This window comes from Paraburkholderia sp. UCT2 (assembly GCF_014397665.1).
Taxonomy (GTDB): Bacteria; Pseudomonadota; Gammaproteobacteria; order Burkholderiales; family Burkholderiaceae; genus Paraburkholderia; species Paraburkholderia tuberum.
Genome location: NZ_VZQO01000008.1, coordinates 50896 through 64458 on the forward strand (window position 1 = coordinate 50896; position 13563 = coordinate 64458).

General features: G+C 63.8%; 14 protein-coding genes. 7 read left to right on the forward strand and 7 right to left on the reverse strand.

What is annotated here, in order from left to right:
- Positions 1–18 precede the first annotated feature (18 nt).
- The 5 genes from F6X39_RS08990 to F6X39_RS09005 all read left to right on the forward strand — a co-directional run bounded on the left by F6X39_RS08990 (position 19) and on the right by F6X39_RS09005 (position 1991).
- Positions 19–849, forward strand: coding sequence for an RNase A-like domain-containing protein (locus tag F6X39_RS08990; protein ID WP_187616375.1), 831 nt, complete (start codon positions 19–21; stop codon positions 847–849).
- A gap of 20 nt (positions 850–869) precedes the next feature.
- The gene (locus tag F6X39_RS08995; RefSeq protein WP_018437802.1) at positions 870–1154 is read left to right on the forward strand and encodes a contact-dependent growth inhibition system immunity protein; all 285 of its coding nucleotides are present in this window, start codon (positions 870–872) and stop codon (positions 1152–1154) included.
- Positions 1155–1341: 187 nt separating this feature from the next.
- Complete coding sequence (locus F6X39_RS36680; RefSeq protein ID WP_262413722.1) at positions 1342–1488, forward strand: contact-dependent growth inhibition system immunity protein; 147 nt, start codon at positions 1342–1344, stop codon at positions 1486–1488.
- The gene (locus F6X39_RS37350) at positions 1476–1628 is read left to right on the forward strand and encodes a contact-dependent growth inhibition system immunity protein (RefSeq protein WP_316251674.1); all 153 of its coding nucleotides are present in this window, start codon (positions 1476–1478) and stop codon (positions 1626–1628) included. Before F6X39_RS36680 ends, F6X39_RS37350 begins: the two co-directional genes overlap by 13 nt.
- A gap of 78 nt (positions 1629–1706) precedes the next feature.
- Entirely contained in the window at positions 1707–1991 is a 285-nt protein-coding gene (locus F6X39_RS09005) for a contact-dependent growth inhibition system immunity protein (protein WP_187616376.1), read from the forward strand.
- A 95-nt stretch (positions 1992–2086) separates the two neighbouring features.
- On the opposite strand, the gene F6X39_RS09010 is transcribed toward F6X39_RS09005, so the two are convergent.
- The 7 genes from F6X39_RS09010 to F6X39_RS09040 form a co-directional block, all read right to left on the reverse strand.
- Positions 2087–2824, reverse strand: coding sequence for an SDR family oxidoreductase (locus tag F6X39_RS09010; protein ID WP_187616377.1), 738 nt, complete (start codon positions 2822–2824; stop codon positions 2087–2089).
- Positions 2821–4365 (reverse strand): FGGY-family carbohydrate kinase, encoded by a 1545-nt coding sequence (locus F6X39_RS09015; RefSeq protein WP_187616378.1) that lies wholly within the window; start codon positions 4363–4365, stop codon positions 2821–2823. Before F6X39_RS09015 ends, F6X39_RS09010 begins: the two co-directional genes overlap by 4 nt.
- A 31-nt stretch (positions 4366–4396) precedes the next feature.
- Positions 4397–5485: an alcohol dehydrogenase catalytic domain-containing protein gene (locus F6X39_RS09020; RefSeq protein ID WP_187616379.1), complete on the reverse strand. Its 1089-nt coding sequence runs from the start codon at positions 5483–5485 to the stop codon at positions 4397–4399.
- Positions 5486–5525: 40 nt separating this feature from the next.
- Positions 5526–6533, reverse strand: coding sequence for an ABC transporter permease (locus F6X39_RS09025; RefSeq protein ID WP_184023043.1), 1008 nt, complete (start codon positions 6531–6533; stop codon positions 5526–5528).
- On the reverse strand, positions 6520–8040 hold the full coding sequence (locus tag F6X39_RS09030) for a sugar ABC transporter ATP-binding protein (protein WP_187616380.1): 1521 nt from the start codon (positions 8038–8040) through the stop codon (positions 6520–6522). Before F6X39_RS09030 ends, F6X39_RS09025 begins: the two co-directional genes overlap by 14 nt.
- A 62-nt stretch (positions 8041–8102) precedes the next feature.
- Positions 8103–9056, reverse strand: coding sequence for a substrate-binding domain-containing protein (locus tag F6X39_RS09035; protein ID WP_187616381.1), 954 nt, complete (start codon positions 9054–9056; stop codon positions 8103–8105).
- Positions 9057–9167: 111 nt separating this feature from the next.
- Positions 9168–10145: an AraC family transcriptional regulator gene (locus F6X39_RS09040; RefSeq protein WP_184023040.1), complete on the reverse strand. Its 978-nt coding sequence runs from the start codon at positions 10143–10145 to the stop codon at positions 9168–9170.
- 377 nt (positions 10146–10522) lie between these two features.
- Between F6X39_RS09040 and dalD the strand changes: the two genes are divergently transcribed.
- Both dalD and xylB read left to right on the forward strand, forming a co-directional pair.
- Complete coding sequence (gene dalD / locus F6X39_RS09045; protein ID WP_187616382.1) at positions 10523–11944, forward strand: D-arabinitol 4-dehydrogenase; 1422 nt, start codon at positions 10523–10525, stop codon at positions 11942–11944.
- 67 nt (positions 11945–12011) lie between these two features.
- Complete coding sequence (gene xylB / locus F6X39_RS09050; RefSeq protein WP_090801671.1) at positions 12012–13493, forward strand: xylulokinase; 1482 nt, start codon at positions 12012–12014, stop codon at positions 13491–13493.
- Positions 13494–13563 lie beyond the last annotated feature (70 nt).

The window sequence follows — 13563 nt, forward strand, 5'->3', positions numbered from 1 at the left end:
ACATTAGAGGGGTTCGATATGCCCGGTGCCGATAACACCGAAGGAGTGAAGGTTGTACTAAGTGCTCCGCAACTCGCGGCCGTGCTATCCCGCCAGTCGATCAGCCAGACGGAGATGCTTTCCAACCGGCTTTGGGGCGGGTTACAGGTCGTCGGCGGCGTGCTGGAAATGGTCGGTGCGGGTGCGCTGTGCGTTTTGCCCGACCCGACGATGGCGAGCAAAGCCGGCTGTGTCGTGTTCGGGGTACATGGTTCGGACTCGACGGCGGCGGGCCTGCGGCAGGTCTGGACTGGTCAGGACACGGCCACGCTGACCCAGCAGGGCACGACGAAACTCGCTGAAGCGATGAAGGCGAGCCCTGACATGGCGAACAATATCGGCCTGTCGCTCGATATCGCCGTGCCATTCGGCTTTGCCGGCTCGATCAAGGCGGCACGCGCTGCGCGCGTCACGATGGGCCGGATCAAGCTGGACATGCATGAGGCGAAGGCGGGCAGCTCGATTGGCGGACATACGCTTTTGAAACATGTCGGTCGGACTGAAGCGCAGTTGCGGGAAAGACTCAGGCTGGAGCCGACAAAACGCGTAGTATCGTCTTTCGTAAATCTCGAGGAGGCGGAGTGGGCTATATCGGAAACGATGCGCGCAAATGCCTTGCTGATTAACGCATGGACAAAAGCACCGAGGGAGCCTCTTAGGCTGAAGAAGGACGTCGGAAGAAAAGTGGGTTACGCACTGGTCAGAAAGACCGACACGTTGGTGGATAGCAGTAAAGTATGGGTTGTCTTGAAATACGAAACGTATAACGGGATGCCGTACTACATTCTCACAGCCATGCTCAGTGACTGATTTCGAATGAATACCGATACATGAGCTACGACAATCTAGATCAATTGATCGGAGTCTACTTCAATGAAGATTCCGACTACTGGGGAGACACAATTGAAGCGTTGGTTCGGGCTTGTGTAAGCAGATGCACGCCAGAAATGATTAACGCGAAGGTGGCCGACATAGACCGGTTCAAGAGAGATCACGCTGGAAATCTGGACGCTGCGTTCGAGGAGGAATTCGGCAGGCAGTTCGATCCGACGCTGTGGGGTCACACCACCGAGTCTTTTCTTGACGAGCTTAAGCGTCTCCTTCTAAGTGAGTAAGCCTGTGCTTCTTCCCACCAGACGTCCCTATGCCGTCTGATATGGTTTCCGTCTACCTTCATTTCACCTGGCAACCGACAGTGCCCGCCCCCCGCTAGCGCGCGGTGCAGCCTCCGTCGATCGGCACACACGCCGCTGAACATCGACGCCGCGTCGCTCAGCGTTGATTCCGCATGGACAGCGATCTATGAGATACGAAAATTTGTATCAATTGATTTGTGGCCGCTTCCATGAAGATTTCGACTTGTTCGGAAACACAATTGAGGAAGTGGTTTTGTCTTTTACATGCGAATGCACACCGGAAGAGATTAACGCGACGGTGTGGCCGAGATAGACCGATTCAAGAGCGACCATGCTGAAAATCTTGACGCTGCCTTTGAGGAGAATTTTGGCTACCAGTGCGATCCGACGGCGTGGGAGCAGTCCACTGAGGCTTTTCTCGACAAACTTAGGCGTCTTCTCCTGAGCGAGTAGCCTGATTTTCCTCGCACCGGACGGCCCCCCGTCAGTTAGTAGGGCTTCCGTGAACTGATTTCGAGTGAATATCGATATATGAGATACGACAATCTGGATCAATTGATCCTTGGCTACTTCAATGAAGATTTCGACTACTGGGGAAACACAATTGGAGAGTTGGTCCGGGCTTGTGCAAGCGGATGCACGCCAGACATGATCAACGCGACGGTGGCCGACATAGACCGGTTCAAGAGCGATCATGCTGGAAATCTTGACGCGGCCTTCGAGGAGGAATTTGGCTACCAGTGCGATCCGACGGCGTGGGAGCAGACCACGGAGGCTTTCCTTGACAAGCTTAAGCGTCTTCTTCTGAGCGAGTAGCCTGCGTTTCCTCGCACCGCGGACGGCCCCACACCGTCTGGTAGGGCCTCCGCGTACTTCCATTTCACCCGGCAACCGGCAGTGCCTGACACCCGCTAGCGCGCCGTGTAACCACCATCGACCGGCAAACACACCCCGCTGATCATCGACGCCGCGTCGCTCAACAGAAACAGAATCGGCGCGGCGACTTCCGCCGATTCGGCAAAGCGCCTGAGCGGAATCGCCTGCAAAGCGGGATCGCGTTTGACAGGATCGTTCCACGCCAGCACCGCCATCGGCGTCAGCGTGACCGTCGGGTTCACGCTGTTCACGCGAATTCCGTACGGCCCCAGCTCGATGCACAACGCGCGCGTGACTGCATCGAGCGCGGCCTTCGACGCCGAATAGCTCAGATGATCGTCGAGCGCGACGAGCGCGGCCTGGCTCGACACGTTGACGATGCTGCCCGCGCGCCCCGCGTCGAGCATGCCACGCGCGACGTGCTTCGCGACCAGCACCGCCCCGCGCGCATTCACCGCCATCACGCGATCGAAGCTTGCGGCCGTCGTTTCCACCGCGCGTTCGAGCAACGCGATGCCCGCGCAGTTGACGAGACCGTCGAACGGTTCGAGCGAGGCCAATGCTTCGTCGATCGCGGCTTCGTCGCTGATGTCGAGCCTCAACGGCTCGCAGCCGGTTTCCTCGGCGAGCCGCGCGAGCTCGTTCACGTTGCGCGCGGCCGCGACGACCGACGCGCCGCTCGCGCACAGCGCCTCGACCGTCGCGCGGCCGATGCCGCTGGAGGCGCCCGTCACCAGAATCGAGCGGCCGGAAAAATCGAAAGTAGCGTTCATGATGATTGCAAGCGATGCATGACCGGCTTCAACGCCGGATAGAGGTCCGTGTACACGCCGAAGCGCTCTTTGTATAGCGCCATGCGCCGTGCGTCGGGCTGCGCGCGCTCGATCAGCGTGACCCAGCCGCCTTGCGCCGCTTCGCGCGACACGAGGCCGACGCCGAGCGCGGCGAGCAGCGCGGCGCCCATCGCGGCTTCGACGTCCTGCTCGATCGTGTAGACCGGATAGCCGGTGACGTCGGCGATGATCTGCATCCACAGGTCCGAATGCGCGGCGCCGCCGACCACGATCAGCATGTCGTCGAGCGATTGCGCGCCTTTGCGCCCCGCCTCGATGTTGTGCTTCAGCGCGAACGACACGCCTTCGAGCACCGCGCGATACAGATGCGCGCGCGTATGAAACAGCGACAGCCCGACGAACGCGCCGCTCGCTTTCGCATCCCACACCGGGCTGCGCTCGCCCATCAGATACGGCAGGAACAGCACGCCGTCGGCGCCGGCCGGCACTTGCGCGGCGCTCTCTTCGAGCAGCCGATGCGGATCGCCATGCGGTGTCGCGCGCGCGGCCTCGATCTCCGCATGACAGAACTGCTCGCGATACCAAGTGACCGACGCGCCCGCGGTAATCGCGCCGCCGAATACGTAGATGTCGTGCTGCCCGTTGAAAACGTGCGGCATGCTGATCAAACCGTGCCGTGCATCGACACGCTGATTGATGTAACCCCAGCACATGCTGGTTCCGATCATCGCGACGTGCTGCCCCGCGCGCGTGACGCCGGCCGCGAACGTGGCCATCGCCGCATCGACGCCACCCGCGACGATCGCGGTGCCCGCGTCGAGCCCCAACTGCGCGGTCCATTGCGACAACAGCCCGCCCACCACCTCCGACGATTCGACGAGCCGCTCCGGCATCATCGTCGCGGGAATGCCGAGCATGTCGAGCGCTTCGTCCGACCAGTCGCGCCGCGCGATATCGTAGACGCCGCCGATATTGCCGGCCGAGCTGTGATCGACGGCGACCTCGCCGGTCAGCATGTAGATCACGTACGCGTTCGGCGGCAAAAAATAGCGTGTATGCGCCCACACGTCCGGCTCGTTCTCGCGCAGCCACAGCATCTTCGTATAACCGTAGTAGCTGTCCACCCCGTTGCCGGTGATCGTATAGAGCCGTTCGAGATCGACGTTCTCGCGCACCCAGTCGACCTGCGCGGTCGCGCGCCGGTCCATCCAGATCAGGCAGGGCGCGAGCGGCCGCATGTCGTTGTCGACCGCAATGCCCGAGCCGCCGTACAGGCTGCTCACGCACAGCGCCTTTATCGCGCCCGGCGCGATGCCGGCCGCCTTCGCCTCGCTCACGCACGCGGCCACGCATTCGACCACGGCCTTGAGCCACACCGCGGGCCACTGCTCGGCCCACAATGGCTTCGGCGTATCGGGCTGATAGCTCGACGCATGCTGCGCGACGATCGCGCCCTGCTCGTCGACCAGCAGCGCCTTCGTGCTCTGCGTGCCGATATCGACGCCGATGACGTAGTTCATAGAGTCTCCGTTGAAACGCCGCGCCCCAGATTCACGCGCGCGGCTTCATCAGCACCTTGATCGAATCGAGCGAGTTCGCGATCCTGATCGCTTCGTCCCATTCTTCCAACGAAAAGCCGTGCGTGACGATGCCCTTCGACGTAACGAGTCCGCGCGCGAGCAGATCGATTGCGATCGGATAGCAATAGGGCCCAAGATGCGCGCCGCGCACGTCGAGTTCCTTGCGATCGCCGATCACCGACCAGTCGAGCGTCGTATCCGCGCCGAACACCGAGAATTCGACAAAGCGCCCGAGCTTGCGGATCAGGTCCATCCCCTGATTCACCCCAATCGGCGCACCCGTCGTTTCGATATAGACGTCGCAGCCGTAGCCGTCCGTCAGTGAATGGATGATCGCGAGCGCGTCGTCCTTCCGGGGATTGATCGTCACGTCCGCGCCATATTCGCGCGCGAGTGCGAGCCGCTCTTCGACCAGATCGATCACGACGAGCCGCTTCGGCGTCTTCAGATGCGCAACCTGCGTCATCATCAGACCGAGCGGCCCCGCGCCCGCGATCACGACCACGTCGTCGAGTTGCAGATCGCCGCGATTGACAGTGTGAATCGCACACGCGAGCGGCTCGATGATCGCGGCGTCTTCGAGCGAGATGCCGTCGGGAATCTTGTGGACGATCGCGGTCGGCGGAATGCGCATGTACTCGGCCATGCCGCCGTCCGCCACCTCGCGCTGAAAGCCGAAGATGTTGTGCACTTCGCACATCCAGTACTGACCGGATTTGCAATAGCGGCACTTGCCGCACGGCACGATCTGCTCGGCGATCACGCGCTCGCCCTTCTGCACGCCGAAATGCTCGGCCGCGCCTTCGCCCAGTTCCTCGACATAGCCGAAGAACTCGTGGCCCGGAATCACCGGCGCCTTGACCCACGGGCTCGGGCCGCCCCAGAACATCTTCGCGCCCGAATGGCATTTGCAGTCGCTCGCGCAGATGCCGCACGCGGCGATGCGGATCACGAGTTCGTGCGCGCGCGCGCGTGGTTTTTGTACCTGCTCGACGCGATAGTCTTTCGGTGCATGACAGACGATGGCGGTCATGTTCCGCTGGTCGGATTGAGTCGTCATTGCATGGTCCTGCGAAAAGAGGGATGTGGGGAAGCGAGCGTTACTTTCTGCGCTCGCGGCTGATATAGATCGCGAGCAGAATGATTCCGCCCTTGATCACGTTCTGCACGTACGGATTCACGCCGACCATGTTCAGGCCATTATTCAGGACGCCGAGTAACAGCGCGCCGATCAGCGTGCCGATGATCGAGCCGCGCCCACCGGAGATCGACGTGCCGCCCATCACGACGGCGGCGATCGCGTCGAGTTCGAAGCCGACGCCCGCGTTCGGCTGGCCGCTCATCAGGCGCGCGGTCAGCACGATCGCGGCAAACGCTGACGTCAAGCCGGCGATCGTGTAGACGATCAGCTTCACGCGCGCCACACGCACGCCGGACAATCGCGTCGCCTGCTCGTTACCGCCGATCGCGTACACATAGCGGCCAAACGGCATCCGTTCGAGCAGCACCCACGCGATCAGATAGATCACCGCCATGATCACGACCGGTGCCTGGACGCCGAGAATCTTGCCGCTGCCGAAGAAGCTGACCCAGTCGGGCAGACCGTCGATCGGGTAGCCGCCCGTGTAGATCAGTGCGAGGCCGCGCGCGATACCCATCGTCGCGAGTGTGACGATGATCGGCGGCATGCCGGCGAACGCGACGAAAAAGCCGTTGGCCGCGCCGAAGCCGAGACCGACCGCGAGGCCGACCGCAAGCGCGGCCACCCCATTCATGCCGGCGACCATCAGCCCGGCCGACAGCGTGCCCGAAAGCGCCATCACCGATCCGACCGACAGATCGATGCCGCCCGTCAGGATCACGCAGGTCATGCCGACCGCGATGATCGCGTTGATCGACACCTGGCGCAGCACGTTCTCGATGTTCGCGGCCGACAGAAAGCTGTCGCTCGCGAACACCATCACGATGCAGACGACCAGCAGGCCGATGAACGGATAGAACAGTGTCGAGCGTTTCAGCGCGGCCCACGTGAAGCGCACCGGCGCGCCCGGCGTGTCGCTGTTGACACTCGATGTTTTCGGCGAAGAGAAAGGATTAGGCATGTTCATGAGAGGCTCCGAGCGAACCGGCGGTCGCATAGGTCATCACGGCATTCGATTCGATCGCGTCGCCTTCGAGCAGCGCTTCGATGCGGCCCTGCCGGAATACGGCGACGCGGTCGCACATGCCGACGATCTCCGGCAACTCGGACGAGATCATGATGATCGAGTAGCCGCGCGCGGTCAGTTCGCGCATCAGCAGATAGATTTCGGCCTTCGCGCCGACGTCGATGCCGCGTGTCGGTTCGTCGAAGATCAGGATGTTGGTGTGGTGATTGAGCCAGCGCGCGATCACGACCTTCTGCTGATTGCCGCCCGACAGCGTCGCGACTTCGGTGTGCATCGTTGGGGCCTTCACGCCGACGCGCTTCATGATGTCGGCGGTCGCGCGCGCTTCGCTACGTTGGTCGATGAAGAAACGTAGCGACCGGTACTTGCCGAGGTTGTTGATCGAGATGTTCTGCTTGATCGAGAACTCGGTAATGAGCCCTTCGGTCTTGCGGCTCTCGGGCAGAATGCCGACGCCCGCGCGCAGCGCATCGGCCGGATCGGCGAGCTTCGCGGCCGCGCCGTTGACGCGAATTTCCTTCGCGTACGCACGGTCCGCGCCGATCACCGCGAGCGCGCTCTCGGTGCGCCCCGAACCGACGAGTCCCGCGAAGCCGAGAATCTCGCCCTCGCGCAGCGTGAAGCTCAGCTCGGGGCTGTCTTTGAACAGCTGCAAGCGCACGACGTCGAGCACGACCTTCGCATCGGCGCGCGGCGCCGGTTTCGGCGGAAAGCTGCTTTCGATGCGGCGTCCCACCATCATCTGCACGAGCCGGCTCACGTCGGATTGCGCGACCTCGGTCGTGCCGACGTACTGGCCGTCGCGCAGCACCGTGATGCGGTCGCACACCTCGAAAATCTCTTCGAGGTGGTGCGAGATGAAGATCATCGCGACGCCCTGCTGCTTCAGCTCGCGCATGATCGTGAACAGATGCGCGGCCTCGGCGGGCGTCAGCGTCGCGGTCGGCTCGTCGAGAATCAGCACGCGCGCATCGAGCGACAACGCCTTGCCGATTTCGACGAACTGCTGCTGCGCTACCGACAGTTCCCGGATCGGCACCGACAGATCGATCGCTACGCCAAGCCGCTCAAAAATCCGCGCCGCCGCGCGCCGCATGCTGCCGCGTTCGAGCAGACCGAAGCGGTTGCGCAATTCACGGCCGAGAAACATGTTCTCCACCGCGTTCAGATACGGAATCAGGCTGAACTCCTGAAACACGATAGCGACGCCCGCGGCCACCGCGTCGTGATAGTTCGCGAAGTGGCGTTGCTCGCCGTCGAGCGTGATCGTGCCTTCGTCCGGCTGGTAGATACCGCACAGAATCTTCATCAGCGTCGACTTGCCCGCGCCGTTCTCGCCGAGCAGCGCGTGAATCTCGCCGCGCGCGATCTCGAGGTGAATGCCTTGCAGCGCCTTCACGCCGGGAAAGCTCTTGCTGATGTTGTCGAGCTTCAGAATCGTGTCCATCGCATGTTCCTGTGCCGCGCGCCGCCGCGCATGATCCGCACGCGCGGCAGCCTGCGCTTGCGTTACCAGCTGAAGCCCTTGGCGTTGCTCTTGTCGATCATCTTCACGTCGACCGGAATCGCTTTCGGCACATTGGCGCCCCACTTCTTCGCGAGCGCGATGCCGAGCGCGATGCGCACCTGGTCGGCCGGGAATTGCGCGGACGTCTCGACGAATTTCGAATTCGGCTTCTGGATCGCGGCGATCGCTTCCGGTGCGCCGTCGACGCTCGTCAGCTTGATGTCCTTGCCCGACGATTCGATCGCCGACAGCGCGCCCATCGAGCCGCCGTCGTTCACGCTGAACACGCCCTTCAGATTCGGATGCGCCTGGATCATGTTCTCGGTGACGGACAACGCGGTCGCGCGTTCCTGCTTGCCGTTCTGCGTATCGACGAGCTTCACGCCCGGCGACTTCGCGAGCGCCGCCTTGCAGCCGCGCACGCGTTCGAGAATCGGCACGACCGGAATGCCGTCGAGAATCGCCACTTCGCCGCTGCCGCCGATCGACTTCGCGAGGTAGTCGCACGCCATCACGCCCGCGTCGTAGTTCTTCGAGCCGACGAACGAATCGACCGGACCGTTCGCGTTCGCATCGACCGCGACCACGACGACGCCCGCCTTCTTCGCCGACGTGACCGCCGACTGGATGCCGGTCGAGTCGGTCGGATTGACGAGCAGGATGTCGATCTTCTTTTGCAGCATGTCTTCGACGTCGCTGACCTGCTTGCTGACGTCGTGATGCGCGTCGGTGACGACGACCGTCGCGCCGGTCGTCGCGGCCGCGTCGTTCAGCGCTTTCTGCATCGTCACGAAGTACGGGTTGTTCAGTTCCTGGAACGTCATGCCGATTTTCAGCGGCGCGGCCTGCGCGGTCTGCGCTGCCGACACAGCGACTAGCGACAAACCGAACGCGAGCGCGGCGACGCGGCGCGCGAACATCATCGAAGGGTTGAGCGAAAGAGTAGACGGCTTCATGGTTGTCTCCATTTTTTGAAGTGAGCACGCCCCCTCGCGCTGTGGGCGCACAGCGCGATCGATGCGTGTTGAAACGCGAGTGGAATAAAGCGGTGAACTACCGGGCGGGCACTATGTGACCGGGTACGCGACGCCGCTACGCGGCAAGCCCGGCGCGAGCACGATCGCCGGCGCGTTGTCGATGCCCCTGCCATGCGCGGCCGCTTGCTCGGAAGCATCGCGGCTCGCATCGTTCAGTTGCTGATAACGGCGAAACGTCGACGGCGCCATGCCCTTCATCGCAAGGAACTGCCGGTTGAAATTCGACAGGTTGTTGAAGCCCGCCTTGAAGCAGATGTCGGTCACGCTCAGTTCGTCATCGGTCAGCAACTGGCACGCGAGATTGATGCGCATGCGGTTCACGTACTGCACGAACGGCAGCCCGGTATGGCGGCGGAAATATCGCGAAAACGCGCTGACGCTCTGGCCGGCGAGTTGCGCAAGCTCCGACTCGCGCAACTCGTTCGCGAGGTTCTTGCCGATATACGCGAGCACGTGGTTGATGCGGGTCGCCGCGAAGCTGGTCGGATCGGCCTGATAAGCGGGACTCGCGAGCGTGTCGCGATCCGGCGCGTTGATCAGGATCTCGAGCATCGACATGAACAGCACGAGCCGGCGCAGCCCGCGCGCCGCGAGCAGTTCGAGAAAGAGCGGCTTGATCTGCGCGGACGTCTCCAGACCGAACGACAGGCCGCGACGCGCATCGGCGAGCAACGCCTCGACCTGACGCCACTCCGGAAAACTCTCGAGACAGTTCGATACGAACTCCTGGCCGAATTGCACGACCAGATTGCGCTGCGCGACGCTCTCGCCTTCGGGCACGTCGCTGACCCAGTTGTGCGGCAGGTTCGGCCCCATCAACACGAGGTTGCCGGGCGCGAAGCTGCCGATGTGATCGCCGACGAACATCTTGCCGGTCGTCGCGACGATCAGATGGATTTCGTACTCCGGATGAAAGTGCCAGCGCACCGTGCGATACGGATAGCCATGCGACCACACTTTGAACGATTCGTCGTGGCGTACGGCCACGATTTCGAGATCAGGTTGCACTGTCTGCCTCCATGAAGCGGCGCGCGGGAGGCGCCGCCGATCTTGATCTTGTAAAGCGAAAAGTAACCGCCAAACGCGTTGGCGACCACTTTAAAAGAAACCGCGGACCGATACTTTTTTGTATTCGGGTTAGCCCCGACGCGCGCACGGTCAAATTTGATGCAATGCAATATGAGCGGCGCGACTCGTTCTCTCGCCTCGGGCGCTCGTCGCTCCCGCCGGCGCATCGCCCATGCCGCGCTGCGCCATCAAAAGCCCGCCCCTTGCCTTGACTTTCGTTTCTCCGGGTACGATCATTCGCTCACACACAGAGCAAATGCTCTGCACGCACAGAACGCGCGCCGCGAGCGCCGCGGACAAGTTTTTGGAGACACAACATGAACAGCGGGCAAGGCAGCGGCGCGGCCGCACACGTGATCCTGCACATCGGCGCGGGATCGTTTCATCGCGCGCATCAGGCGTGGTATCTGCACCGGCTGAACGAAGCGAGCACGGCCGGCGAGCCGCGCTGGTCGCTGAGCGTGGGCAATATCCGCGGCGACATGAACCCGGTGCTCGAAGCGCTCGCCGCGCAGAACGGCGTCTACACGCTCGAAACCGTCACGCCGCAAGGCGAGCGCGCCTACGAGACGATCCGCTCGATCGAGCGCGTGCTGCCGTGGAGCGAAAGCCTCGACGGACTGATCGAAGCGGGCGCCGATCCGGCTTGCAAGATCATCGCGTTCACCGTGACCGAAGGCGGCTATTACCTCGACGAACACGACCGGCTCGACACCGCGAATGCCGATCTCGCCGCCGACCTCGCCGGCGGCCACACGACGATCTACGGCGCGCTCGCGGCGATTCTCGACGCGCGCGTGAAGCGCGGCGCGGGACCCGTCACGCTGCAGACCTGCGACAACCTGCGCAGCAACGGCGAGCGCTTCCATGCGGGCATGAGCGAGTTTCTCGAACGACGCGGCGCGAACGAACTCGCGCAATGGTTCGACGACAACACGTCATGCCCGTGTTCGATGGTCGATCGCATCACGCCGCGTCCGACGCCCGACGTGCGCGAGCGCGTGAAGGCCGCGACCGGCGTCGACGACGCGAGTCCGGTGATGGGCGAGGCGTTCATCCAGTGGGTGATCGAAGACCGCTTCATCGCGGGACGGCCGGCCTGGGAGAAGGTCGGCGCGGAACTCGTCGATTCGGTGCTGCCGTACGAGGAAGCGAAGATCCGCATTCTCAACGCGACGCATAGCTGCATCGCGTGGGCGGGCACGCTGGTCGGCCTGAACTACATCCACGAAGGCACGCTCGACGCCGACATCCGCCAGTTCGCGTACGACTACGTGACCGAGGACGTGATCCCGTGTCTGACACCGAGTCCGCTCGATCTCGAACGCTATCGCGACGTCGTGCTCGAGCGCTTCAGCAACCCGCATATCCTCGACACGAACCAGCGCGTCGCCGCCGATGGCTTCTCGAAGTTGCCCGGCTTCATCGCGCCGACACTCGCCGAATGCTTCGAGCGCGGCGTCACGCCGGCGGCGAGCGCGATGCTGCCCGCGTTGTTCTTCCGCTTTCTGGAACGCTGGCACACGGGCAAGCTGCCCTACGCGTATCAGGACGGCGTGATGGAAGAGCGCGTCGCGCACGCCTTTTTCACGGCGCCCGATCCGCTGCGCGCGTTCGCCGCCGACCGGCTGCTGTGGGGCGGCATGGCGCAGACGCCCGAGCTCGAAGCGGCGCTCGCGGGCGCGCTCGCGCGGGTCGACGCATGGCTCGCCGAACGCGGCGCGACTAGCCAGGCTTAATGCGCATGACAGCGCGCGCGATGAACCGCTAAAGTAGCGCATCCCCAACGACGAAGGTTTCGCTCCCATGTACCTTGGCATCGACCTCGGCACGTCCGAAGTGAAAGTTCTGCTGCTCGCCTCCGACGGCCGCGTGATCGGCACCGCAGGCTCGCCGTTCACCGTTTCGCGTCCGCACCAGCGCTGGGCCGAGCAGAATCCCGAAGACTGGTGGGCCGGCACGCGCACGGCGCTCGCCGCGTTGCGCGCGCGTCATCCCGACGAATTTGCGCAGATTCGCGGCATCGGCCTGTCAGGGCAGATGCACGGCGCGGTGCTGCTCGACGCGGAAAACCGCGTGCTGCGGCCCGCGATCCTGTGGAACGACATGCGCAGCGACAAGGAGTGCGCGGAGCTGACCGAGCGCGCGCCGGAACTGCACAGCGTCGCCGGCAATCTGGCGATGCCCGGTTTCACGGCGCCGAAGCTGCTGTGGGTCGCGCGTCACGAGCCGGAGATTTTCGCGAGGACTGCCTGCGTGCTGCTGCCGAAAGACTATCTGCGCCTGCAACTGACGGGCGGCAAGGTGTCCGATCCATCGGACGCGGCCGGCACATTGTGGCTCGACGTCGCGAAACGCGATTGGTCCGATTCGCTGCTCGCGGCCTGCAACATGACGCGCGCGCAGATGCCGGCGCTGCGCGAAGGCAGCGCGCCGGCCGGCACGCTGCTGCCGGAACTCGCGCGCGAATTCGGCCTGCGCGACGACGTGATCGTCGCGGCCGGCGGCGGCGACAACGCGACCAGCGCGATCGGCATCGGCGCGACGCAACCGGGCGACGGCTTCGTGTCGTTGGGCACCTCGGGCGTGCTGTGCGTGGTCGGCGACAGCTTCCGGCCGAACCCGGCCTCCGCCGTGCACGCGTTCTGTCATGCGATCCCGGACCGCTGGCATCAGATGAGCGTGGTGCTGTCGGCGGCGAGCTGTTTGCGCTGGGTCTGCAAGCTGACGTCGACCGACGAGCCGACGCTGCTCGCCGAAATCGAGGCGCTGCCCGCCGAGGCCTTGACCACCGCGCCGCTCTTTTTGCCGTATCTGTCGGGCGAGCGCACGCCGCACAACGACCCCTATGCGCAAGGCGTATTCTTCGGCATGACTCACGCAACCGACCGCGCGCTGCTCGGCTACGCGGTGCTCGAAGGCGTGACGCTCGCGCTGACCGACGGCCTCGACGCGCTGCGCGCGGCCGGCACCGAGGCGAAGGTGTTGTCGCTGCTCGGCGGCGGCGCACGCAGCGACTACTGGGCCCAGTTGCTCGCCGATGCGCTCGACACCGTCACCGTCAAGCACGGCGGCGGCGAAACCGGCGCGGCGCTCGGCGCGGCGCGTCTCGGCTGGCTCGCCGCCGGTGGCGAGCCGGCCACCGTGCTGACCAAGCCGCCTGTCGAAAAGGAGTTCACGCCGAATCCGCGCCGCCACGCGCAATTGCGCACGCGGCTCGAAGCGTATCGCGCGCTGTATCGCCACGTACGGCCGCTGTTCGATCCCGCGCGCGCACCGCTCGCCTGAGCGTCAACCGCGGCCGGCCCGCGCGACAGACGCGCCGCCGGCCGCTATCATCGGCGCACTTCAACCGAAA

What these genes read in the sequence shown, in the direction of transcription:
- F6X39_RS09010 (WP_187616377.1), bottom strand. Translation starts at nt 2,824, where the DNA reads ATGAACGCTACTTTCGATTTTTCCGGCCGCTCGATTCTGGTGACGGGC.
- F6X39_RS09035 (WP_187616381.1), bottom strand. Translation starts at nt 9,056, where the DNA reads ATGAAGCCGTCTACTCTTTCGCTCAACCCTTCGATGATGTTCGCGCGC.
- F6X39_RS09015 (WP_187616378.1), bottom strand. Translation starts at nt 4,365, where the DNA reads ATGAACTACGTCATCGGCGTCGATATCGGCACGCAGAGCACGAAGGCG.
- F6X39_RS08990 (WP_187616375.1), top strand. Translation starts at nt 19, where the DNA reads ATGCCCGGTGCCGATAACACCGAAGGAGTGAAGGTTGTACTAAGTGCT.
- F6X39_RS09030 (WP_187616380.1), bottom strand. Translation starts at nt 8,040, where the DNA reads ATGGACACGATTCTGAAGCTCGACAACATCAGCAAGAGCTTTCCCGGC.
- dalD (WP_187616382.1), top strand. Translation starts at nt 10,523, where the DNA reads ATGAACAGCGGGCAAGGCAGCGGCGCGGCCGCACACGTGATCCTGCAC.
- F6X39_RS08995 (WP_018437802.1), top strand. Translation starts at nt 870, where the DNA reads ATGAGCTACGACAATCTAGATCAATTGATCGGAGTCTACTTCAATGAA.
- F6X39_RS09025 (WP_184023043.1), bottom strand. Translation starts at nt 6,533, where the DNA reads ATGAACATGCCTAATCCTTTCTCTTCGCCGAAAACATCGAGTGTCAAC.
- F6X39_RS36680 (WP_262413722.1), top strand. Translation starts at nt 1,342, where the DNA reads ATGAGATACGAAAATTTGTATCAATTGATTTGTGGCCGCTTCCATGAA.
- F6X39_RS09020 (WP_187616379.1), bottom strand. Translation starts at nt 5,485, where the DNA reads ATGACGACTCAATCCGACCAGCGGAACATGACCGCCATCGTCTGTCAT.
- F6X39_RS09005 (WP_187616376.1), top strand. Translation starts at nt 1,707, where the DNA reads ATGAGATACGACAATCTGGATCAATTGATCCTTGGCTACTTCAATGAA.
- xylB (WP_090801671.1), top strand. Translation starts at nt 12,012, where the DNA reads ATGTACCTTGGCATCGACCTCGGCACGTCCGAAGTGAAAGTTCTGCTG.